The organism is Variovorax sp. 3319, assembly GCF_031456585.1.
Lineage (GTDB): Bacteria > Pseudomonadota > Gammaproteobacteria > Burkholderiales > Burkholderiaceae_C > Variovorax > Variovorax paradoxus_P.
In genome coordinates, this window is the sequence record NZ_JAVDUZ010000013.1 from 59,487 (window position 1) to 81,013 (window position 21,527).

18 protein-coding genes and 1 pseudogene are annotated in these 21,527 nt (G+C 65.2%); 11 read left to right on the forward strand and 8 right to left on the reverse strand.

What is annotated here, in order from left to right:
* The first annotated feature begins 4 nt into the window (after nucleotides 1-4).
* From J2X67_RS23730 to J2X67_RS23745, 4 genes are all read left to right on the forward strand, one after another.
* Entirely contained in the window at nucleotides 5-1,663 is a 1,659-nt protein-coding gene (locus J2X67_RS23730; protein WP_309957101.1) for an isovaleryl-CoA dehydrogenase, read from the forward strand.
* Between the two features lie 44 nt (nucleotides 1,664-1,707).
* Nucleotides 1,708-2,646 (forward strand): glutathione S-transferase family protein, encoded by a 939-nt coding sequence (locus tag J2X67_RS23735; RefSeq protein WP_309957102.1) that lies wholly within the window; start codon nucleotides 1,708-1,710, stop codon nucleotides 2,644-2,646.
* Between the two features lie 111 nt (nucleotides 2,647-2,757).
* Nucleotides 2,758-3,663 (forward strand): SDR family oxidoreductase, encoded by a 906-nt coding sequence (locus J2X67_RS23740; protein WP_309957104.1) that lies wholly within the window; start codon nucleotides 2,758-2,760, stop codon nucleotides 3,661-3,663.
* A gap of 23 nt (nucleotides 3,664-3,686) precedes the next feature.
* Nucleotides 3,687-4,325 carry an ATP-binding cassette domain-containing protein gene (locus J2X67_RS23745; RefSeq protein ID WP_309957106.1) on the forward strand — a complete coding sequence of 213 codons (639 nt, stop codon included), beginning with the start codon at nucleotides 3,687-3,689 and terminating at the stop codon, nucleotides 4,323-4,325.
* Between the two features lie 5 nt (nucleotides 4,326-4,330).
* Here J2X67_RS23745 and J2X67_RS23750 read toward each other — a convergent pair whose 3' ends face one another.
* Complete coding sequence (locus J2X67_RS23750; protein WP_309957108.1) at nucleotides 4,331-4,975, reverse strand: Pr6Pr family membrane protein; 645 nt, start codon at nucleotides 4,973-4,975, stop codon at nucleotides 4,331-4,333.
* Nucleotides 4,976-5,006: 31 nt separating this feature from the next.
* Nucleotides 5,007-5,936, reverse strand: coding sequence for a LysR substrate-binding domain-containing protein (locus J2X67_RS23755; RefSeq protein ID WP_309957110.1), 930 nt, complete (start codon nucleotides 5,934-5,936; stop codon nucleotides 5,007-5,009).
* A gap of 108 nt (nucleotides 5,937-6,044) precedes the next feature.
* Here J2X67_RS23755 and J2X67_RS23760 point away from each other — a divergent pair, with 108 nt between their 5' ends.
* The gene (locus J2X67_RS23760) at nucleotides 6,045-6,749 is read left to right on the forward strand and encodes an NAD(P)H-dependent oxidoreductase (RefSeq protein ID WP_309957112.1); all 705 of its coding nucleotides are present in this window, start codon (nucleotides 6,045-6,047) and stop codon (nucleotides 6,747-6,749) included.
* 243 nt (nucleotides 6,750-6,992) lie between these two features.
* Complete coding sequence (locus J2X67_RS23765) at nucleotides 6,993-7,805, forward strand: hypothetical protein (RefSeq protein WP_309957114.1); 813 nt, start codon at nucleotides 6,993-6,995, stop codon at nucleotides 7,803-7,805.
* 34 nt (nucleotides 7,806-7,839) lie between these two features.
* Here the strand turns inward: J2X67_RS23765 and J2X67_RS23770 are convergent, their stop codons facing one another.
* The gene (locus J2X67_RS23770) at nucleotides 7,840-8,871 is read right to left on the reverse strand and encodes an aldo/keto reductase (protein ID WP_309957115.1); all 1,032 of its coding nucleotides are present in this window, start codon (nucleotides 8,869-8,871) and stop codon (nucleotides 7,840-7,842) included.
* A gap of 37 nt (nucleotides 8,872-8,908) precedes the next feature.
* Nucleotides 8,909-10,105 (reverse strand): MFS transporter, encoded by a 1,197-nt coding sequence (locus J2X67_RS23775; RefSeq protein WP_309957117.1) that lies wholly within the window; start codon nucleotides 10,103-10,105, stop codon nucleotides 8,909-8,911.
* Nucleotides 10,106-10,205: 100 nt separating this feature from the next.
* Between J2X67_RS23775 and J2X67_RS23780 the strand changes: the two genes are divergently transcribed.
* Nucleotides 10,206-11,168: a LysR substrate-binding domain-containing protein gene (locus tag J2X67_RS23780; RefSeq protein ID WP_309957119.1), complete on the forward strand. Its 963-nt coding sequence runs from the start codon at nucleotides 10,206-10,208 to the stop codon at nucleotides 11,166-11,168.
* Here the strand turns inward: J2X67_RS23780 and J2X67_RS23785 are convergent.
* The 3 genes from J2X67_RS23785 to J2X67_RS23795 form a co-directional block, all read right to left on the reverse strand.
* The gene (locus J2X67_RS23785; RefSeq protein ID WP_309957120.1) at nucleotides 11,117-11,887 is read right to left on the reverse strand and encodes a fumarylacetoacetate hydrolase family protein; all 771 of its coding nucleotides are present in this window, start codon (nucleotides 11,885-11,887) and stop codon (nucleotides 11,117-11,119) included. The two genes, J2X67_RS23780 and J2X67_RS23785, sit on opposite strands and share 52 nt — an antisense overlap.
* Nucleotides 11,888-11,976: 89 nt before the next feature.
* On the reverse strand, nucleotides 11,977-12,954 hold the full coding sequence (locus tag J2X67_RS23790; RefSeq protein WP_309957367.1) for a tripartite tricarboxylate transporter substrate binding protein: 978 nt from the start codon (nucleotides 12,952-12,954) through the stop codon (nucleotides 11,977-11,979).
* Nucleotides 12,955-13,007: 53 nt separating this feature from the next.
* The gene (locus J2X67_RS23795) at nucleotides 13,008-14,252 is read right to left on the reverse strand and encodes an aminotransferase class V-fold PLP-dependent enzyme (RefSeq protein ID WP_309957122.1); all 1,245 of its coding nucleotides are present in this window, start codon (nucleotides 14,250-14,252) and stop codon (nucleotides 13,008-13,010) included.
* 121 nt (nucleotides 14,253-14,373) lie between these two features.
* On the opposite strand from J2X67_RS23795, the gene J2X67_RS23800 reads away from it, so the two are divergent.
* From J2X67_RS23800 to J2X67_RS23815, 4 genes and pseudogenes are all read left to right on the forward strand, one after another.
* The gene (locus tag J2X67_RS23800; RefSeq protein ID WP_309957124.1) at nucleotides 14,374-15,069 is read left to right on the forward strand and encodes a GntR family transcriptional regulator; all 696 of its coding nucleotides are present in this window, start codon (nucleotides 14,374-14,376) and stop codon (nucleotides 15,067-15,069) included.
* 10 nt (nucleotides 15,070-15,079) lie between these two features.
* Nucleotides 15,080-18,148, forward strand: a complete 3,069-nt coding sequence (locus tag J2X67_RS23805) for an FAD-linked oxidase C-terminal domain-containing protein (protein WP_309957127.1) — start codon at nucleotides 15,080-15,082, stop codon at nucleotides 18,146-18,148.
* A 31-nt stretch (nucleotides 18,149-18,179) separates the two neighbouring features.
* On the forward strand, nucleotides 18,180-18,758 hold the full coding sequence (locus J2X67_RS23810; protein WP_309957129.1) for a methylated-DNA--[protein]-cysteine S-methyltransferase: 579 nt from the start codon (nucleotides 18,180-18,182) through the stop codon (nucleotides 18,756-18,758).
* A 29-nt stretch (nucleotides 18,759-18,787) separates the two neighbouring features.
* Nucleotides 18,788-19,081: pseudogene (locus J2X67_RS23815) on the forward strand (pyridoxamine 5'-phosphate oxidase family protein); the annotation flags it as partial.
* Between the two features lie 477 nt (nucleotides 19,082-19,558).
* On the opposite strand, the gene J2X67_RS23820 reads toward J2X67_RS23815, so the two are convergent.
* Nucleotides 19,559-21,418, reverse strand: a complete 1,860-nt coding sequence (locus J2X67_RS23820) for a M48 family metallopeptidase (RefSeq protein ID WP_309957131.1) — start codon at nucleotides 21,416-21,418, stop codon at nucleotides 19,559-19,561.
* Nucleotides 21,419-21,527: the final 109 nt, after the last annotated feature.

Consider the following 21,527-nt stretch of genomic DNA (forward strand, 5'->3'; position numbering starts at 1 on the left):
CTGTATGAAGAATGCTGGAACGCACGAGGTGTTCAACCAGCCCGAGCCGCTGGTGGATTACAACCTCTTCGAAACCAACAGGCCCCTGCGCGACGCGTTGCAGTTCAATGCACCGGCGCTTGAACTGGCGCAGCTGCATGAACTGGGTGCGGCTGTCGGCTCGGCAGACATGCAGGCGCATGCGCGCCTTGCCAACGCCCACACGCCCGAGCTGCACACGCATGACCGCTTCGGCCGGCGCACCGATGAGGTGGAGTTCCACCCCAGCTATCACGCCCTGATGAAGGCCGCCGTCGGTGCGGGCCTGCATGGCACGCCCTGGACCGGCACATCGGCTTCGCCGCATGTGCAGCGTGCCGCGGGCTTCATGCTCTTCACCGAGCTGGAGCCGTCGATTCTTTGCCCCATCTCGATGACCTATGCAGCAACGCCCGCGCTGCGGAGCAATGCGTCGGTTTACGCGGATTGGGGCCCCAAGCTCGGCAGCCTCTGGTATGACCCGGCGCTCAAGCCGCTCAAGGACAAGCCCGGCGTAACCATGGGCATGGGCATGACCGAGAAGCAGGGCGGCTCGGACGTGCGCGCCAACACCACAAGTGCCGTGCACGAGGGCAGCGATGCCTGGGGCGAGCGCTACGCGCTCACCGGCCACAAGTGGTTCTTTTCGGCGCCCATGTGCGACGCCTTCCTGGTGCTGGCGCAAGCGCCTGCCGGGCTGAGTTGCTTCTTCCTGCCTCGCGTGTTGCCGGAATGGATGGGCGAAGGCAGCCGCAACGCCATTCGCATCCAGCGCCTGAAGGACAAGCTCGGCAACAAGGCCAATGCGAGCTCGGAGGTCGAGTTTCATGGTGCCAGCGCGTGGCTGGTGGGCGAAGAAGGGCGGGGCATTCCGCAGATCCTCGAGATGGGCACCATGACGCGGCTCGACTGCGCGCTGGGCACCAGCGGCCTTATGCGCCAGGCGCTCAGCCTTGCCATCAACCACACCGTGCAGCGCAACGCCTTCGGCAAGCCGCTGGTCGAACAGCCGCTCATGAAAAACGTGCTGGCAGACCTTGCGCTCGAAAGCGAAGCCGCTACTGCGCTGGCCGTCCGGCTTGCACGCGCCTTCGACCGCCAAGGCGACGAACACGAACGCCTCATGGCGCGCCTGCTCACGCCGGTTGCCAAGTTCTGGATCTGCAAACGCGGCAGCCACTTTGCGCAAGAGGCGATGGAATGCCTGGGCGGCAACGGCTATGTGGAAGAGGGCGGCGAAGGCACCATGGCCCGCATCTATCGCGAGATGCCGCTCAACTCCATCTGGGAAGGCGCCGGCAACATCATGGCGCTCGACCTGCTGCGCGGCCTGCGCAAGGGCGATGCCGTGGCCGCGCTCGCCAACGAGCTGGCGCCTGCGCGCGGCCAGCATGCCGCCCTCGACCGGCTGGCCGATGCACTGCCTGCGCGCATCGAGGCAATGGCCTCCGAAACCGAGGCGCGCCGTCTGGCACAGGACGTAGCACTGGCCGTGCAGGCTGCGTTGCTTGCACAGACCGCGCCACCGGCCGTTGTGGGCGCCTTTTGTGCGTCGCGCCTTGGCGGCGATTGGGGCAATGCCTTCGGTACGCTGGGTACCGGCACCGATTTCGATTCGATCATCCAGCGCGCCAGCCCCCGCTGATCGCAGCCCCCCGAACAATTCAAGAAAAGCGCAAAAGGACCCCGATGGCCGAACTCATTCTCCACCACTACAACACCTCGCCGTTTTCCGAGAAGGTGCGGCTCATCCTCGGCGCCAAGAAGCTGCCGTGGAAGTCCGTTCTCATTCCGGCCGTGATGCCCAAGCCCGAGGTGGGAATACTCACCGGCGGCTACCGCAAGACGCCGTTCCTGCAGATAGGGGCCGACATCTACTGCGACAGCGCGCTCATCGCCGATGTGCTGGAGCATCTGCAGCCCGAGGCCACGCTCTATCCGGAGCCCGAAAAGGGCATGTCGCGCATCCTCTCGCAATGGGCGGACACCACGCTGTTCTGGGCCGCCATGGCCTGGAACATGCAGCCACGCGGCGTGGCCGAGGTGTTTGCCAAGGCTCCGCCCGAAGCCGCCAAGGCCTTCGGCGAAGACCGGGCGAAAATGAGCACGGGCAACATGACGCGCCTGCGCCCCGCCGATGCAACCAGTGCGTACAAGTCTTACCTGCGCCGCCTGTCCGACATGCTCGACGACAAGCCTTACCTGCTGGGCGAAGCGCCGTGCATTGCCGACTTTTCGGCGTACCACCCGCTCTGGTACACGCGCCGCATCGATTCGGTGCGGGGCATTCTCGACCTCACGCCCGCAGTGGTCGACTGGATGGACCGCATGGCAGCCATTGGCCACGGTGCGCCCGAAAGATCGAACCCCGACGAAGCCATTGCCATAGCCAAGGCTGCAACGCCGCACACGCTGCTGACGGACAGCACCTTTCAGGACGACCACGGCATTCCCCTCGGCAGCGCCGTGACGGTCCGCGCCGAGAGCTTCGGCCTTGAAGAAACGCCCGGCACGCTGGTGGCCGCCACGCGCACGCACTACACGCTGGAGCGCAGCCACGAGCGGGTCGGCACGGTGCACGTGCACTTTCCGCGCATCGGCTACGTGCTGAAGCAAGCCGAAGCCTGAAGATTTTTTGCGCGGGAACCTTCGTGACTGCGCCGCGGCGCTTTTCGTATTTCAATTGCGGCACCAACATCAGTCAGAGACAAACTTTCAACGCAAGAAGGACACCGGCAAATGATTCAGGACTTCAAGGGCAAGACGGCCGTACTCACCGGCGCAGGCTCGGGCTTTGGGCTGGAGTGCGCACGCATCGGGGCCGCGCGCGGCATGAACCTGGTGCTGGTCGATGTGCAGCAAGACGCGCTCGACAAGGCCCGCGCCGAGATGGAAGCCGCCGGCGCACAGGTGCTGGCCCGCAAGGTCGACGTGTCGGACGCCGCACAAATGGAGGCGCTGGCCCTTGCCGTGAAAGAACGCTTCGGTGCACCGCACTTCGTGTTCAACAATGCCGGCGTGGGAGCGGGCGGCCTGGTGTGGGAAAACACGGTGGCCGACTGGGAATGGGTGCTGGGCGTCGACTTGTGGGGCGTGATTCACGGCGTGCGCCTGTTCACGCCCATGATGCTCGAAGCCGCAGCCAAAGACCCGGCCTACCGCGGCCACATCACCAACACGGCCAGCATGGCGGGGCTGCTCACGCCGCCCAACATGGGCATCTACAACGCCGCCAAGGCCGCGGTGGTGAGCCTGACCGAAACGCTTTACCAGGACCTGAACCTCGTCACCGACCAGATCGGTGCAAGCCTGCTGTGCCCGTACTTCGTGCCCACGGGCATCACAAGCAGCGAGCGCAACCGCCCGAATGCGCCGAAGGAAACCGAGCTCACCAAGAGCCAGCTGATCGGCCAGGCCATGAGCAACAAGGCGGTGAGCAGCGGCAAGATCACGGCGGCCGAGGTAGCGGCGAAGGTGTTCGAGGCCATCAGCGACAACCAGTTCTACGTGTTCAGCCATCCGAAGGCGTTGGGCAATGTGCGAAACCGCATGGAGAACATCGTTGCGGTCAAGAATCCGGCGGATCCGTTCCTCGAGCGGCCCGAGATCGGGCAGAAACTGCGGGAGCAGTTGCGGGCTGGTTGATCGTTTGCGGCTACAACCGGGGCATGAATCCTTCGACTTCTCCCTCGATCCTTCAACTCCAGGACCTGGGCTTCGCATATCCGGACCAGCCCGCACTCGCGTCCGGTTGGTCCGTAGCCATCGGGGAGGGCGTCACGCTGCTGTATGGCGACACCGGCACCGGAAAGTCCACCTTGCTTCGCATGATGGCCGGCGCGCTGGCTGCGACCGGGCGGCTGACGGTAGTGGGCGCGCGGCTCGACCTCGCACCCGATGCCTATCGCCGGAACGTTTTCTTCTGCGACCCAACGACGGAAGCCTTCGACCAGGTAACCGCCCACGCATGCACGGCAACGCTCAGCGAAGGTGATGCGGATTTCGATGAGGCTTCATGGCACGGCCTCGTCGAAGGCTTCGCGCTGACCCCGCATCTCGAGAAACCGATGTACATGCTCTCGACCGGCTCGAAGCGCAAGGTGTGGCTGGCGGCAGCACTGGCATCGGGACGCCCGCTGGTGCTGCTCGACGAGCCTACGGGCGCGCTCGATGCGCGATCGATTCATCACCTGTGGAATGCGCTGGCCAGGCGCGCCGCGCAGCCCGGCCGCGCCGTCGTCATAGCGAGCAGCGAACGCGTTACCGCGGTGCCGCTTGCGGGCTGCATCGAGCTGCCGCTGCGCTGAAGCTTTCAGGCCGCCGACGCTGACGGAAGCTGCTTCTCCAGCAGCCGCAAGCCGAATGCCATGACCAGGAAGATCACGGCAACCACCACCGAGTTGAGCACCGCACGCCCGAACCCCAGCGCACCGACATCCATGAACGGATACGGATACCAGCTGACAAACGCACCGCGCGCGAAGGTGTAGACGATCCATGCCAGCGGCAGCAGTACCGAAAGACCGATGGTGCCGCCGTCGATGCGCGGCCGCGGGCCGACGAGCAACCAGCCAAGCACCGCGACGACCGGTGTCACCGTGTGCAGCAGAAAGTTGGCCAGTTGCCCGGACGGCGTCAACTCGCGCAGCCCCGTGAGCACGGTGTGGAAGACGATGCCCGTCACGGCAATGCTCAGGACGGCGGTCAGCCGCAGCGGACGGAACAGCCGGCCATCGTGCGCGGGACGAAAAGCGAGCAGAGCGCTCACGCCGCCGATGAGGATGTTCGCGTCGATGGTGAAGTAGCTGAAGAGCCGCACGAAGCGCTCGAGATGCGTCGGGGCGGCTCCCGCGCCACCCGTGATTGCCGCGGAGAGTTCGAGGCCGATGCCCGCCAGCGCGGCGAATGCGACAACGCCGTGAAGAAGGCGCGCCAGTGCGACGTTCATGTTCTTCATCTTGGGTGCCTTTCAGGTATGTGAGGCTGCATCAGGCAGCTGCCGCGGGCTGCGACGCGATCCAGTCCCAGACGCCGCGAATTGCTGGTTCATTTTCGCGTCCCTGCGCCGTCGCGAGAAAGTAGCTTCCGGTGTCCAGCGCCGGCCCGAAGGGTTGCACCAGCGCGCCACTGCGCAGCTCTTCGGCCGCGAGGGTAAGGCTGAGCAGCGCCACGCCATGGCCTGCGAGGGCGGCGAGGATGGCGTGGGTTTCGTCCGAAAACGACAGGCCTGCAGCCTTCATCGACCGGCCGCGAGGTGGCGCAATGCCGGCCTCGCGAAACCAACGCGGCCAGGTTGCGGGCGCAGCGGCTCCCGGCTGCCAGTCAGCGTGAATCAGCTGGTGCTTCGGCAAATCGCTTGCGCGCTTCAGGCCGAGCATCGGGCTGCACAGCGGTGCGTACTGTTCGGCCATCAACTCGCTCACCGTGAGGCCGGGCCAGTTGCCGCTGCCTGACCGCACGGCAATATCGGCGTCGCCGCGCGCGAGGTCGACCAGGTTGTCGCTGGCGTGCAGCCGCAGCTCGATGCCCGGGCATGCCTTGCGAAAGCCGGCCATGCGGGGCAGCACCCAGCGGGCGGCAAAAGCGGTGTTGGTGGTGAGCGTGACGGCCTGCAGTGCGGCTGGCTGTCGCAGCCTTTCGATTCCGGCTTCGAGCGCGTCGAATCCTGCGCGCAAGTCGTCGAAAAGCCTCTGACCCGCGGGTGTCAATGCCAGTTGCCGCGTGAGCCGGCGGAACAGCGGCCGGCCGAGCGTGTCTTCGAGCGCGCGCACCTGGTGGCTGATGGCCGAAGGCGTGACGGAAAGTTCGTGTGCCGCACGCTGGAAGCTCAAATGCGCGGCAGCTGCTTCGAATGCACGCAGCGAGAGCAGGGGTGGCAAGCTGCGCGGCCGCCGAGCAGGTGAGCCAATTTCATTCATCGGTGGAGAAAAGATCGTTCGTCGCAAGCGTGTTGCATCCCTAGATTAATGCCTGTGCAGCCATTTTGATGCACCAGACAGAACAGACCAATTCATCCATCAAAGACCATGAACCTTCTCCATATCGACACCAGCGCCCGCCCCGGACTTTCAGGTATCGACCCTCACGGCTCGCACACGCGCCGGCTGTCCGCGCGCTTTGTCGAGCGTTGGCGCCAGGCCCGCCCGAACGATCGCATCGACTATCTCGACGTAGGCCAGCACCCGCCGGCACACGTCAACGGCCGCTGGATACATGCGGCGTTTACACCGCCCGCCGAACGTGAACCCTGGATGGCCGGCGCACTGGCCGAGAGCGACCGGCTCGTCGACCAGCTGATTGCCGCCGACCTGATCGTGGTGGGCTTGCCGATGTACAACTTCAGCGTGCCCGCGCAGTTCAAGGCCTACATCGACAACATCGTGCGTGTGGGCCGCACATTTGGCTTCGACCGTGCACGCGGCGCCGTGCCGTACTGGCCGATGCTCGCCGATGCGGGCAAGCGCATGGTGCTGCTCGGCGCTCGCGGCGATCACGGCTATGGCCCGGGTGGACGCATCGCGCACCTGAACCATGTCGAAAGCTCGGTGCGCGCCGTGTTCGGCTACATCGGAATTACCGATGTCTACGAAGCAGCGGTGGAGTCCGACGAGTTCGGCGGCGAGGAGCTCGCGCAATCGATTCGCAAGGCCGAGCAGGAAGTCGACCGGCTGGTAGGCTTGCTCAGCGGCACGCTGGCAAATGAGCGCACTGTCGACGCCACACCGGAGTAGGCGGTTCTCTACCACCCGGGTGACGTGCTTCGCAGGACGTCGGCGAAGAGTGCTGTGACGCAACGTCTTGGAGGTGCCGCAGGTGGTGGTGGGCATTTGTCACGGCACTTTGGTTTAGATGTGCGGTGCGACGTCATGTCAGGATTGGCGGGATACATTCGGCCAATACCGGTTTTCATCCGGAAGCCTTGGTGGTGCGGCGATCACGTCCGCTTGTCACGGCGTCTTCTTCCCCCGTTAGATATGGCCAATCGTTCTTACCTCTACAGCCTCAGCAATCGGCCCAGTTCATTTGCGGATCGTCCAGAGACGATTTCGGGCCTGTCCGAATGGGCATACGACGTACCGTTCATGTACCGCGTTCTCATGTCTGGCGATCCGCAGTTGTGTGCTTCGCTGGCGGCGGATGGCCTGGACGATGACGAGCCTGGGCACCACAGCATGCTTCGCGCGATCAGCAGCCGCTTCGATCTTGGCTTCGGGCGCATGCAGCGCTTTGCCGACATCGTACGGGCCTCGCTGGCTGAGCACACGCCGGCGCCCGAGCCGCAAGTTACCGTTGTGGCGCAACCAGTGTCCTTGCTCGGGCGTCTCAGAGGGCTTGTTTTTCCGCAGAGAGAGGCCGCGCCCACTGTATTGAAGGCGACGCCTGCTGCCGCGATGCAACTGCCGGGTTGGCTGGACTGGACGGTCGCCTTCCTCGAAGCCCATCGCGACCGCTACTTGCTCTTGGAGACGGTTGAGCTCGACATCATGTCTTATGGAGAAGAAGCGACGCTGCGGTCCTGCGTGGAGCAGGAGATCGCGCGATGCCTTCATGTGGGTGCCGCCATCGACGCTCTGCCGAACGACATTGCGGAGGCAGGGCGGCAACTAAAAAGGGCGGTCGCACAGAAGTGCGAAGCCCCACTTGATGCCTTTTTCGGGCTTCGGCTGGATGACGATTGCGACAGCACTCGCACTGGCGCCACGGAGCACCCGCTCGGCTTGCAGTGGTCCGACGTGCTGTACTTCAGTCTGTCCAACCGGGCCGAATACGAGGCGCAACAAGGCTAGCCGCCTGCGCGACTCAGTCGGTCGGGCCTCCCATCTAGACCGCGATGGGCGCACGCTCGGCGAACTGCCCGTTCCAGTACGGGTAGTAAGGGTAGGGCGGCGTGACGGCGCTGGCCGCGTCGAGCCGCTTGATCTGGTCGGCGCTGAGCTGCCAGCCGAGTGCGCCGAGGTTCTGCTTGAACTGCTCTTCGTTGCGCGCACCGATCAGCACGCTCGAAACAGTGGGCCGCTGCAGCAGCCAGTTGAGCGCAATCTGCGGTACGGTCTTGCCGGTTTCCTCGGCCACCTGGTCCATCGCATCGACCACGCGGTACAGGCGCTCGTCCTCCACGGGCGGTGCGAAGCCGGCGGTTTCGTGCAGGCGGCTGCCGGCAGGCAGCGGCTGGCCGCGCCGCACCTTGCCCGTGAGGCGGCCCCAGCCCAGCGGGCTCCAGACGATGGCGCCCAGGCCCTGGTCGATGCCGAGCGGCATCAGTTCGAATTCGTAGTCGCGGCCGATCAGCGAGTAATAGGTCTGGTTGGCCACAAAGCGCTGCAGCCCGAGCCGGTCGGAGGCGGCAAGCGATTTCATCAGCTGCCAGCCCGAGAGGTTCGACGCGCCGATGAGCCTCACCTTGCCCGCGCGCACGAGGTCGTCGAGCGTGTCGAGCACCACTTCGACGGGCGTCATTGCATCGAACGCGTGCAGCTGCAGGATGTCGATGTAGTCGGTGTCCAGGCGCTTGAGCGCGGCCTCTGTTGCCGCAATGAGGTGGTGGCGCGAGGCGCCGACGTCGTTCGGCCCGTCGCCCGCGCGCAGCGAGAGCTTGGTCGAGATGATCGCCTTGTCGCGCCGGCCCTTGAGCGCGGCGCCGAGTATCGATTCCGATGCGCCGTTCGAATACACGTCGGCCGTGTCGAACAGCGTTACGCCGGCATCGAGCGCCAGGTCGACGATGCCGCGTGCGCCTTCGACGTCGGTGTTGCCCCAGGCGCTGAAGAGCGGGCCTTGTCCGCCGAAGGTGCCGGCACCGAAGCCGAGTGCCGGAACCTTGAAGCCGGAGCGGCCGAGAAAGCGTTGTTCCATGATGGTGTCCTTGTAGTTGTCGTTGAGTCGTGGTGTTTCAGGCCTGCGCCGAAGAGGCGCAGTCGGCCGGAGCGCCGTTGTTGCTCTCGCGTCGGTCGAGCGAGCGGCTCCAGAGTGCAATCGCCAGGCCCACCAGCGTGAGCAGCGCAGCCACCCAGCCGAGCGAGCGCAGGCCCGGGCCGTGGTCGATGACGGCGCCGCCGGCCCACGCGCCGAGCGCATTTCCCAGGTTGAAGGCCGCGATGTTCAGGCTCGACGCCAGGTTCTGCCCGGAGCCCGAGGCCTTCTCGAGCACGCGCAGTTGCATGGGTGCCACCGTCGCGAAAGAAGCGACGCCGAGCAGGCCGACGAACACCACCGCGGTGAATGGCGTGCCGATGGCGAACTGCATTGCGCCAAGCACGGCGGCGAGCGCCACCAGCGTGCCGATCACAGCGGGCATCGTTGCGCGGTCTGCCAGCTTGCCCCCCAGAATATTGCCCACGGCAAGGCCGCCGCCGAACACCAGCAGGATCGGCGACACCGCCGATTCAGGCAAGCCGGTGACTTGCGTCAGCAATGGCTGGATGTAGGTGAACACCACGAACACGCCGGCAAAGCCGAGCACCGTCATCGCCAAGCCAAGCAGCACTTGCGGCCGGGCAAGCACCGCAAGCTCGTCGCGCAGCGGCGCCGGCTTGGATTCGGCCTTGACGCGGGGCACGAACAGCGCGAGCACGGCAAATGCCAGCACGCCGATCAGGGTGACAGCCCAGAAGGTGGCGCGCCATCCGTACTGCAAGCCCAGCCAGGCACCGGCAGGCACGCCAAGCAGCGTGGCCGCAGTCAGGCCGGTGAACATGACGGCAATGGCGGACGCGCGGCGTTCGGGGGACACCAGGCCCATGGCCACCACGGACCCCACGCCGAAGAACGTGCCGTGCGCAAGCGATGTGATCACGCGGGCGGCCATCAGCAGCTCGTAGTTGGGCGCGAGCGCGCAGGCCAGGTTGCCGAGCGTGAAGATCGCCATCAGCGCCAGCAGCACGGTCTTGCGCGGCAACTTGCGCGTGGCAATCGTGAGCATGGGCGCGCCTACCGCAACGCCCAGCGCATAGCCTGATATCAGCAATCCGGCCGCGGTAATCGAGACATGAAGATCCGCCGAAACCTGCATCAGCAGGCCCATGATGACGAATTCGGTGGTGCCTATTCCGAAGGCACCGGCGGTAAGGGCGAGTAGGGCAATTGGCATGATGGCTCTACTGTGCGGGTTATCCCCATGGATGACTAGAATGCCGCCTGTACATAGACTTGTGAATTGAAGTCACAGTAATGAGGAGCAAGGAGCCGCCATGCCGCGCATCGATGTCAACCGCTCCGGTGAGATGGAAGCCTTTGTGCAGGTGGTCGAATCCGGCGGCTTTTCCGCCGCGGCAAGGCTGCTCGACATGACGCCTTCCGCGGTGAGCAAGCTTGTCGCGCGGCTCGAATTGCGCCTAGGTATTCAGCTGGTGCACCGCTCCACGCGCAAACTGCAGCTGACGCCCGAAGGCCTGCACTTTTATGAGCGCAGCACGCGCGTGCTGGCCGACATGGACGAGGCGGAGCGTTGCGCCGCAGCGGGCGCCGCGCCGCGAGGGCGGGTGAGCATCAATGCAAGCGTGTCTTTCGGGCACCACAAGCTGGTGCCGCTGGTGCCGAAGCTGCTCGAACTGCATCCGCAAATTACGCTGGACATTGCGCTGACCGACCGCATCGTCGACCTGATGGACGAGCGTGCCGACATCGCAATCCGCTGGGGGCAACTGCCGCCTTCCGACCTTGTGGCGCGCCGCCTCGGCGAAACCAGCCAGGCGATCGTGGCTTCACCCGGCTATCTTGCGAAATACGGCACGCCTCATACGCCGCAAGAACTCGAGGCGCACAACAGGCTGGGCTGGAGCTACAGGCGCAATACGCCGGACTGGCCGCTGCGTGTCGATGGGCGAATGATCTCGTTGCCCGTGGCCGGCCCGGTGCGCGCGGGCGATGGCGAAACCTTGCGGCAGCTGGCCATTGCCGGCGCGGGCGTGGCGCGGCTGTCGCTGTATCACACCCAGCACGACATCGACGCTGGCCGGCTGGTGCCGCTGCTGCACGAATTCAACCCCGGCGAAGTGGAGCCGATCCACGCGGTGTACATCGGCAAGGCCGGCACCTTGCCAGCGCGGGTGCGCGCGGTGCTCGACTTTCTGGTGGCGTGCTCGGACGTGGGGGGAGGGCGCTACACAATCAAGCGAACCGAGCCGATGCCCGCAAATTCCGCCGTGACCTGATCGCCGCGGCGGCAGGGCAAGATGCCAACCCACGAGCCGGTGGTAACCACGGTTCCGGCCGGCGCGGTGTGGCCGTGGCGCGTGATGTGGCGCAGCCAGATGGGCAGCAGCCATGCGGGGTCGGCCAGCGGATGGGTGCCTTCGCGCACCACGGTTTCCGAAGCGCCGACTTTGGTTTCGCAGCGCTGCGAAGCCCAGTCGACGGCCGCGTAAGGTTGCCATTGGCCGATCACCAGTGCCCCGTGCACTTGCGAATCGGCAAGGCGAAGCAATGGAGGCGTAGCGGCCAGGTCTTTCCAGCGCGAGTCGACGACTTCTACCGAGACTGCCATGGCGCCTATCAGTGAAGCCGCGTCTTTGTGGTCGAGGTTCGCGGCCATTTCCGGTGTCACGTCCTGTCCAAGCCGCAGGGCGATTTCAGCTTCGATGCCGGGTGCGTGGAACGTCAGGTCGCTGAAGTCCGCAGGGCTGGTGCGCACGCCGTGTGGCGGCAGTGGCGCATGCGTGAGGGTCGCGTTTCTGGAGGCGCCGCCGGATTTCCAGTGAGCCGGAACGGTGGTGTTACCAAACCAGCCTAGCGCCGAGGCGACTGCGTCCTGGACTTCGTAGGCTTGGGCTGCGTCTTGCAGCGCGTCGGTCCAGGGTGAGGCATCGAGGGTGGTGTTGCTGCGGCGGGCTGCAACGAGCGCATCGGTCAGGGCTGTCATTTGTGAGGTCATTTGGAGATTTTGTCAGTTGAGTTTGGGGCGAGTGCAAAGGCCATCGGGTACGCGCCCGAATCTCCTGAATCCCTGAACAACGCAGCAAGTCAAGTATCGACATGCACCTTGCCATCCTTCACCACCTTGGCCCACTTGGCGATCTCGGTGGCAATGAACTGCTTGAACTTGTCCTGCGAGCCGCCGCCGTCCTCCGCGCCATAGGTGTCGAGCTTTTCCTGCACATCGGGCATCGCAAGCACCGTGTTGACGTCGCGATTGATCTTTTCGGCCACGGGCTGCGGTAGCTTGCCCGGGCCTGCGAGGCCGTACCACGTGGTGGCCTCGAAACCCGCGAAGCCTTGCTCCTGCATCGTGGGCACGTTGGGGTGGCCCTTGGCACGTTTGGCCCGGGTCTGCGCCACCGCCAGAACTCGGCCGCTTTTTACGTGCGGCGTGGCTGCGGTCATGGTTTCGAAGCTGTACTGAATCTGGCCGCCCATCAGGTCGGCCAGTAGCGGGCCGCTGCCCTTGTACGGCACATGCAGCGCATCCACCTTGGCCTGCAGCTTGAACATTTCGAGTGCCAGGTGCTGCGCCGAGCCCGCGCCCGCGGAGCCGAAGCTCACCGTGCCGGGAGAGGCCTTGCATGCGGTCACGATGTCGTTGACCGTAAGCGCCTTTTGCGCCGGGCTGGCAATCAGCAGGTTGGGCGTGACACCCACGAGAACGATCGGGACAAAGTCGCGCTCCAAGCTGTAGCGCAGCTTGGGCTGCAGGCTTGGCGCGAGCGCATGGCTGTTGATGTGCGCCATGAGGAGCGTGCTGCCGTCGCTGGGTTGCTGCGCCACATATTCGGCCGCGAGCACGCCCGCCACACCGCCCTTGTTCTCGACGATGACCTGCTGGTTCCACATTGTCGTGAGCTTTTGCGCCACCACGCGTGCGAGCGCATCGGTGCCCCCGCCCGGCGGAAACCCCACCACGATGCGCACCGGCCCGCTGGGCCACTCTTGCGCGAAGAGCCGGGGCACGCCCAGCGTGGCGGCCGCGGCGCCTGCGGCTTGAATCAGCGAACGTCTCTGCATCATCTTTGTCTCCAGTGTGTGGTGGGTCCGATGCGCGCCGGTGTCGTGTGCGACTACGCGGCTTTTTGCAGGCTGGCGGGCGCTGCCGCGTGACTTGCAAAATGGTCCATTGCCGCGTGCACGCCGCTGCCCGCCAGCTTGATGCCCGCGAGCTTCATGCCCATTTCAACGCCGGCAACCATGGCCACCAGCGTCAGGTCATTGCTGTCGCCCAGATGGCCCATTCGGAACATGCGGCCCTTGAGCTTGCCGAGGCCGGTGCCCAGCGAAAGATCGAAGCGCTGGTGAATCAGGCGGCGCAGCGCGTCGGCATCGACGCCTTCGGGCGTGATCACGCCGGTGAGCACTGGCGAGTACACCGCCGGGTCGGCGCATTGAATCGGCAGGCCCCAGGCATCGACCGCCGCGCGCACGCCGGCAGCCCAGCGCTGGTGGCGCGCAAACACGTTGTCCAGCCCTTCGCCGAGCAGCATGTCGAGCGATTCCGAGAGGCCATAGAGCAGGTTGGTATTGGGCGTGTAGGGCCAGTAGCCGTCCTTGTTCATCTCCACGATCTCGTCCCAGGCCCAGAAGGCGCGCGGCAGCTTTGCGCTTTTCGAGGCTTCGAGCGCTCGCGGCGAGAGCGCGTTGAAGCTGATGCCGGGCGGCAGCATCAAACCCTTTTGCGAGCCGCTGATGGTGACGTCCACGCCCCATTCGTCGTGCCGGAAATCTGCGCTCGCGAGGCCCGAGATGCTGTCGACCATCAAGAGCGCGGGGTGGCCCGCCGCATCGATTGCCTTGCGCACCGAGGCAATGTCGGACGTGACGCCGGTGGAGGTTTCGTTGTGCACCACGCACACGGCCTTGATTTTCTTTTCAGTGTCTTTGCGAAGGCGCGCCTCGATGAGGTCGGCCTGCACGCCGCGGCGCCAGCTGGGCGCGGCGGGCAGCTGCTCGTCCTTGCCCGTCCACGCGAGGAACTCGGTCGAGAGGCCGAGCCGCGTGGCCATTTTTTGCCACAGCGATGCGAAGTGCCCTGTTTCGTACATCAGCACGTGGTCGCCAGGGCTCAGCGTGTTGGCGAGCGCCGCCTCCCATGCGCCCGTGCCCGAGGCGGGGTAGATCGCAACCGGATGCCTGGTCTTGAAGATCTGCTTGATGCCGCCGAGCACCTTGAGGCCGAGCGTTCCGAATTCGGGCCCGCGATGGTCGATGGTGGGCAGGCTCATGGCCCGCAGGATGCGGTCGGGCACCGGGCTCGGGCCGGGAATCTGGAGGAAGTGGCGGCCGGTGGGGTGGATGTCGAGTTGCAGCATGGGCTGTCCTTTCGCTTTCAGTTTTGCATTCAAAATTGAATAAAGCATGATGGTTTACCCTTAACCAGACCGATTGCGGCTGTGGTTTTTTGCATTCAAAATGCATTCAAGGGAAACAGCCATGACCGCCGACATCATCGAAATCTCACGCCTCGCACTGCACGACCAGGTGGCTTCGCGCCTGCGCACGATGCTGGTCGAAGGGCACATTGCCCCGGGCGCAAAGCTCAACGAGCGCGAGCTTTGCCTGCAGTTGCGCGTGTCGCGCACGCCGCTGCGCGAGGCGATCAAGCTGCTTGCGGCCGAAGGGCTGGTCGACTTGCTGCCAAACCGCGGCGCCGTGGCGGTAAAGCTCACCGAGGCCGATGTGCTCAACACCTTCGAAGTGCTGGCCATGCTCGAGGGCATGTCGGGCGAGTTGGCGGCCAAGCGGATTACCGATGAAGAACTGGCCGAGGTGCGCGCGCTGCACTACGAAATGATGGCCTGCTTCGCGCGGCGAGATCTCTCGGGCTACTACCGCCTCAACGCGCGCATTCACACCGCCATCAACGAGGCCGCGGGCAACCCGGTGCTGGCCAGCACCTACCGCTCCATCAACGCCCGCGTGCAGTCGCTGCGCTTTCGAACCAACCAGAACGACGCCAAGTGGAAGCACGCCGTCGAAGAGCACGAACAGATGATCGATGCGCTGGCCGCACGCGACGCCGGGGCCATGCGAAAGGTGCTGGTGTCCCACCTCATGCGCAAGCGGGACACGGTGCTGGAGCTGATGCGCGCCGGCGAAATTTATCCCCAGACCCACAAAGCGAGCTGACCCCCACACCATGCGCGTCGATCCCGCAAGCCATATCCAGCCCGCCGGAACCGTTCTTCCGCCCAATGAGACTTGCGACGCGCTCGCACGCCGGCTGCGCGCCGAAACGCAGGGCGAGGTGCTGTTCGACGACGGTTCGCGCGGGCGCTACGCCACCGATGCGTCGATCTACCAGATCACGCCGGTCGGCGCCTTCGTACCGACGAACGAGCAGGACATTGCCACCGCCATCGACATTGCGCGCGACCTGAAGGTGCCCGTGCTCGCGCGTGGCGGCGGCACCAGCCAATGCGGCCAGACCACGGGCGCGGCACTGGTGATCGACAACAGCAAGCATTTCCGCCGCGTGCTCGACGTGAACGTGCAAGAGGGCACCGCCACCGTCGAGCCCGGCCTGGTGCTGGACCACCTGAACGCGCAGCTCAAGCCGCACGGCTTGTGGTACCCGGTCGATGTGTCTACCAGTGCGCAGGCCACGCTGGGCGGCATGGCGGGCAACAACTCTTGCGGGTCGCGCTCCATTGCCTACGGCAACATGGTGCACAACGTGCTGGGCGCGAGCGCATGGCTCTCGAGCGGCGAGCTGGTCGAATTTGGACCGCAGGCCACACTGGGTGCGCGCGCGGCCGGCATTGCGCAGTTCGTGCACGGGCTGGCCGTCGAGCACCGCAAACAGATTCGCGCCAACTGGCCCAAGGTGCTGCGCCGCGTGGCCGGCTACAACCTGGACATCTTCGACAACCAGAGCGAGCGGCCCTATACGGCCGACGGCAGCGTCAACCTTGCACACCTGCTGATTGGTGCCGAAGGCACGCTGGCCTATACGAAGAGCCTGAAGCTCAAGCTTGCCCCGTTGCCGCGCGCCAAGGTGCTGGGCATCGTGAACTTTCCGACCTTCCATGCGGCCATGGATGCGGCGCAGCACATCGTGAAGCTCGGCCCCACGGCGGTGGAACTGGTCGACCGCACGATGATCGAGCTGAGCCTTGCCAACCCGGCCTTCAAGCCCACGGTGGAAACGGCGCTCATCGGCAAGCCGGCGGCCATTCTGCTGGTGGAGTTTGCGGGTGCTGAAAAAACAGGGCTGCTGCCGCGGCTCAAAGAACTGGTCGAGCTCATGGGCGATCTGGGGTTGCCCGGCAGCGTGGTCGAAATGCCCGACGACGCGCGCCAGAAAAACCTGTGGGAAGTGCGCAAGGCCGGCCTCAACATCATGATGAGCCTGAAGGGCGACGGCAAGCCGGTGAGCTTCATCGAAGACTGCGCCGTGCCGCTGGAGCATCTGGCCGAATACACCGACGCGCTGACCGAAGTGTTCGCCAGATACGGGAGCCGCGGCACCTGGTATGCGCATGCGTCGGTAGGCACGTTGCATGTTCGGCCGATTCTGGACATGCGCGCGGACGGCGGCGCCAAGATGCGCGCCATTGCCGAAGAAGCCGCCGCACTGGTGCGCAAGTACAAGGGCGCCTTCAGCGGCGAGCATGGCGACGGCCTGTGCCGCGGCGAATGGATCGAATGGCAGTTCGGCCCGGCCATCAACGAGGCGTTTCGCGCCATCAAGCACAAGCTCGATCCGGCCAACCTTTTCAACCCCGGCAAGATCATCGACACACCGCGCATGGACGACGGCGCGCTGTTCCGTTTTGCGCCGCCCACTGCACCCAAGCCCTACAGGCGCATCGAACTCAAGCCCGTGCTCGACTGGTCGGCCTGGAACGTCAACGCCGACCCGGTAACCGAGCAGACCACCGCACCCGGCACCGGCGGCGACACCACCGGCGGCCTGGCCAAGGCTGCAGAAATGTGCAACAACAACGGCCACTGCAGAAAGTTCGACGCCGGCACCATGTGCCCGAGCTACCGCGTGACGCGCGACGAGCAGCACCTGACGCGCGGCCGTGCCAACACGCTGCGGCTCGCGCTCTCGGGCCAGCTCGGCCCGGACGCCTTCACCAGCGAAGAGATGCACGAGACGATGGACCTGTGCGTCGGCTGCAAGGGCTGCAAGCGCGACTGCCCGACCGGCGTGGACATGGCGAAGATGAAGATCGAGTTTCTCGATCACTACAAAAAGCGCCACGGCCACACGCTGAAGGACAAGATCGTGGCCTACATGCCCGACTACGCCCGCACGGCCAGCCGCATGCCGTGGCTCATGAACCTGCGCAACACCTTGCCCGGCGCGGCCTGGCTGGGTGAAAAACTGCTGGGCTTTTCCGCCCGCCGTTCGCTGCCCGAATGGCGCTCCGACACCTTCTGGCGCGCCAAGGCCGACCTGCACGGCATGTTCGCCAGCCGAGAAGCGGTGCTTTCGGTACAGGCCAACGGCGGCAAGGCCGCGGTGCTTTTCGTCGACACCTTCAACGGCACTTTCGAAAGCGAGAACGCGTTGGCCGCGGCGCGCGTGCTCAAGGCTGCGGGCTACACGTTGCACACGGTCGAGAAAGACGGCGGGCACTACTGCTGCGGCCGCACCTTCCTGGCCAGCGGCATGGTGGCCGAGGCCAAGCGCCGGGCCGAGGCATTGATCGACGCGCTCAGGCCGCTTGCCTTGGCGGGCATTCCCATCGTCGGGCTCGAGCCTTCATGCCTGCTCACGCTGCGCGACGAAACGCTGGTAATGGGCTTCGGCAAGAAGGCCGAAGTGGTCGCCAGGCAGGCGCTGCTGTTCGAAGAGTTCATTGCGCGCGAGTTGAAGGCCGGCCGCTTTGCGCTTGCGCTCACGCCCGCCACGGCACCGATCCTGCTGCACGGCCACTGCCACCAGAAGGCGTTCGGCGCGGTAAGCCCGGTGCTGGAAGTGCTGCGGCTCATTCCCGGCGCCGAGCCCGAGCTGATCGAAAGCTCATGCTGCGGCATGGCAGGCAGCTTTGGCTACGAGGCGCGGCACATCGATGTGTCGATGCAGATGGCCGAGGCCAGCCTGTTGCCGGCCATTCGCGCGAAGCCCGGCGCAACAGTGGTGGCCGACGGCACCAGCTGCCGCCACCAGATCGGCGACGGCGCACAGCGCGAAGCCGTGCACGTGGCCGTGCTGCTGGAGCGGCACCTGGCGCCGCAAGCCACGGTCGGTTGAACGGCCTGTGCGGCTGGCACAAAATGGCGCAATGAACGATGAAGCAGCAGCGACAACACCAGCAGTTGCGGCGGAGCCCGGCTTCGCGCTGTTCGACACCGCCATAGGCACCTGCGCGCTCGCCTGGGGCCCGCGCGGGCTCATCGGCGTACAGCTGCCTGAAGAAAGCGGGGCTGACGCAACCCGCGCACGCATGCAGCGCCGCTTTCCGGATCTTCGCGAGGCGGAACCGCCCGAGAGCGCACAAAAGGCTGTCGCGGCCATTCAGGCCCTGCTGCAAGGCGCGCCCGACGACCTGGCAAACATCGAGCTCGACATGAGCCGCGTGTCGGAGTTCCATCAGCGCATCTACGCAATTGCCCGCCGCATTCCGCCAGGCCAGACGCGCACCTATGGCGAAATTGCGGCTGAACTGGGCGACAAGGGCCTTTCGCGCGCGGTGGGCCAGGCCATGGGCCACAACCCCTTCGCGCCGGTGGTGCCGTGCCATCGCGTGCTGGCCGCCGGCAACAAGCCCGGCGGGTTTTCTGCGGGCGGCGGCGCACTGACAAAGCTGCGCATGCTCGACATCGAGGGCGCGCGGCCGAACGGCATGGCGTCGCTTTTCTAGAAAAATCGGCGAAAGATCAAATCACATTCATGACCCACGCCATCGAAACCACCGAGCAGCTCGCAGCACTTTTCGGCCTGCCCGGCGAAGCCTCGCTCAAGAAAGAAGTGCAGTACCTGCACCCGGCCTACCAGGCGTTGATTGCCGCGTCTCCGTTTGCGGTGCTCGCCACCTGCGGCCCCGGCGGTCTCGACGCTTCGCCGCGTGGAGACGCACCGGGCTTTGTGATGGTGCAAGACGAGAAGACGTTGTTGCTGCCCGAGCGCCGAGGCAACAACCGCATCGACAGCCTTCGCAACATCGTGGGTGACCCGCGCGTGGCATCCTGTCGGCGCGGACCGATGCGGCGTTCGACGGCGCAACCTACGACCGCGAACTGCCGGCACGGCAGCGCGCCACCTTGTACTAGCGGCTAGCTGGCGGCCTGGGGGAAGTTCTTCCGACCGGAACGTGCACGTTCCATGGCTTGTGGGGCAGCGCGACCTGGGCGCAGCTGACCATCACATTGCGTCCCGTCATTCCGTAGCTGCGCGGTGTCCACTGCGTCTTGAGAGGAACCGCGCACCTGGCGACGAGAATTTTCAGATTGGGATCGAGCGCAATCCAATCGCCTTGCCCCGTTGCGTTTTCCCTGGCGACAAAGCGGCGGGCTTCTTCCCGTATCTCGTACAGGCCGTGAATCTCGGCGGTGGAGCGGGCGTCTTCAATGCTCCATGAAGCCAGGCAGGGCGCCGATGCAGCCAGCAACGCGAGAGGCGGGAGCAGGGTAAGAAACCTGCGCCCGCCAGCGGCGCGCTTCCTCATTCCTGCTTCGAACCCGCCTGTTCCGCCCTCATGATCTGGTGCCGCTGCCAGTAGTGGCCGACAACGCCCTTGAAGTTGTCTTTCTGTTTGCCGAGTCCGGCCACCTTCACTTTGGTGGTGCGCGCGCCGAGCATGCCCTTGTCGTGGTGCGTCACGACCAGCACATCGCCGAAGGTGTTGTCCTGGTAGGTCAGGTCCTTGACCTCGTCCCATCCGATGGTCGAGCCGCCGTCGACGCTCTGGTGCAGGCCCTCGTAGCTCACCTGCACGCTTTCATCGTTCTTCAGTGCAAACTCCACCGGCGGAAAGTGGCGCAGCACCACGGCGCGTTCTTCTTCCGTGGCGGGTTCGTAGCGGTAGGCAAGGCTCAATTCGTGGTTCTGCACGAAGCGCTGCTCGTAGTCGCTCCACAGGCGCGCCTCGATGTCGGCGGCAGTTTCGATCTCGTCGGCCCATGAGGCTTGCGGCGCGGTCGAAACGATGGTGCCGTAGTCGCTTTCGGGCACGTGATGCCCCACGTTGCGCATGCGCTCGAGGAGCGGCGGATGGGTGTCGTAGGGATGCGGCACGTCGGCGGTTTTCATCGTCTCGATGAACGCCTCCGAGCCCGCGTACGGCGGCAGGCCGGCGGCCACGAAGCCGGCAATGCCAAGGGCACCGTCATGCTGGCGGTTGTGCTCGAAGAGTTTCTGCTCCACGTCGTTGCGATAGCTGGCGTAGGCCGAAATCTTGATGAGCGATTGCACGATGGCGTTTGGCGCCGTCAGGCCCGCGGAGACGCGGTCGGCCTTGAATTCGCGCTCGCGGCTGTCGCGCGCCAGGGCAAACGAAAAGATCATTCGATACAGGCGCAGCAGAAAGTGCGCAACGATGGTCAGGCCGCCGCTGCGCATTTCCCAGGTGTACTGGTCGAACTGCTGCAGCTTGGGGCCGAGTGCGGCGCTGCTTTTGGTGTCGCCGCCGCCCAGGTGGGCCAGCTCGTGCGCGAGCACCGCGTCGGCTTCGGTCTGGTCGAGCACGCGCAGCAGCGGAATGCTCACGAACAGCGTGCGGCCGTGCAGGGTTTGGCCGCGAACATCGCAGGGCGTCTCGGTCACGAAAAAGTTGGTGTCGATGCCTGCGACGACGTGGTCGGGCGGCGTGGTCTTCACGCGGGTGGCCAGTTCGCGAATGCGGTTCCACAAACGCGGCGCATCGGCTTCGGCAACCACCTCGCCTTCGATCGCGTTGCCGAAGGGCAGCTTCTTGAAGATCGTGTAGATCGCATAGAAAACCGCCACCGCGGCCGCAATGCCCGCAATGGCGATCAGCTTGATGTAGTAGCGCTCCATGAAGTACGCGGTGAGCCAGAACGACAGCCACACCAGCATGGAGCTCTGCAGCACGACCTCGACCGCGCTGGACACGGTCATGAGCCGCCAGCCCGCCACAAAGCTGGCATAGCGAAGGCCGCGGTTGGCAAAGGCGAGGGCGCCCAGCACAAGTGCGGCCGCCAGCAGCGCGGCGCCGAGCGCCAGCGTCCAGATGGCGGCGCGGTCGGCCCAATGGAACTGCCATTGCATCGAATAAGGACTGCACACCTGGTCGTGAAATTTCTTGTCCTCGGGCGCCGTGGCTGTGCATGCCGTGGACAGCGGGTGGCTGCGATAGAACTCGGTGGTCAGCGCCTTGTCGCCGGCCGACAGGCGGGTGTCGGACGCGATGCGCGCTTCGATTGCCTGCAAGAACTCGGCGTCTTGCGAGCGCAGCGCATATTCGGTGAAAACCAGGGTCGCCGCCGGAATGGCGAAGAGCGACACCAGGGTGAGTAAAAACACGCGAAAAAGGTCTTTATGGATCGTGCGCGCGACGGCCATGGGTACTCCCTCCAGGAGACAGTTGTTGTGAATCGTTGTAAATATCCGGGAAGCCGATAGCGTAGCCGCCGTTTGCTTTCTTGCGAATATCGGACAGCGCCCGTGCAAG

Coding starts and splice junctions, on each gene's coding strand:
- J2X67_RS23800 (WP_309957124.1), top strand. CDS start 14,374: ATGACCGCCGACATCATCGAAATCTCACGCCTCGCACTGCACGACCAG.
- J2X67_RS23770 (WP_309957115.1), bottom strand. CDS start 8,871: ATGGAACAACGCTTTCTCGGCCGCTCCGGCTTCAAGGTTCCGGCACTC.
- J2X67_RS23790 (WP_309957367.1), bottom strand. CDS start 12,954: ATGCAGAGACGTTCGCTGATTCAAGCCGCAGGCGCCGCGGCCGCCACG.
- J2X67_RS23735 (WP_309957102.1), top strand. CDS start 1,708: ATGGCCGAACTCATTCTCCACCACTACAACACCTCGCCGTTTTCCGAG.
- J2X67_RS23785 (WP_309957120.1), bottom strand. CDS start 11,887: ATGACCTCACAAATGACAGCCCTGACCGATGCGCTCGTTGCAGCCCGC.
- J2X67_RS23745 (WP_309957106.1), top strand. CDS start 3,687: ATGAATCCTTCGACTTCTCCCTCGATCCTTCAACTCCAGGACCTGGGC.
- J2X67_RS23750 (WP_309957108.1), bottom strand. CDS start 4,975: ATGAAGAACATGAACGTCGCACTGGCGCGCCTTCTTCACGGCGTTGTC.
- J2X67_RS23795 (WP_309957122.1), bottom strand. CDS start 14,252: ATGCTGCAACTCGACATCCACCCCACCGGCCGCCACTTCCTCCAGATT.
- J2X67_RS23780 (WP_309957119.1), top strand. CDS start 10,206: ATGCCGCGCATCGATGTCAACCGCTCCGGTGAGATGGAAGCCTTTGTG.
- J2X67_RS23760 (WP_309957112.1), top strand. CDS start 6,045: ATGAACCTTCTCCATATCGACACCAGCGCCCGCCCCGGACTTTCAGGT.
- J2X67_RS23805 (WP_309957127.1), top strand. CDS start 15,080: ATGCGCGTCGATCCCGCAAGCCATATCCAGCCCGCCGGAACCGTTCTT.
- J2X67_RS23810 (WP_309957129.1), top strand. CDS start 18,180: ATGAACGATGAAGCAGCAGCGACAACACCAGCAGTTGCGGCGGAGCCC.
- J2X67_RS23755 (WP_309957110.1), bottom strand. CDS start 5,936: ATGAATGAAATTGGCTCACCTGCTCGGCGGCCGCGCAGCTTGCCACCC.
- J2X67_RS23765 (WP_309957114.1), top strand. CDS start 6,993: ATGGCCAATCGTTCTTACCTCTACAGCCTCAGCAATCGGCCCAGTTCA.
- J2X67_RS23775 (WP_309957117.1), bottom strand. CDS start 10,105: ATGCCAATTGCCCTACTCGCCCTTACCGCCGGTGCCTTCGGAATAGGC.
- J2X67_RS23820 (WP_309957131.1), bottom strand. CDS start 21,418: ATGGCCGTCGCGCGCACGATCCATAAAGACCTTTTTCGCGTGTTTTTA.
- J2X67_RS23740 (WP_309957104.1), top strand. CDS start 2,758: ATGATTCAGGACTTCAAGGGCAAGACGGCCGTACTCACCGGCGCAGGC.
- J2X67_RS23730 (WP_309957101.1), top strand. CDS start 5: ATGAAGAATGCTGGAACGCACGAGGTGTTCAACCAGCCCGAGCCGCTG.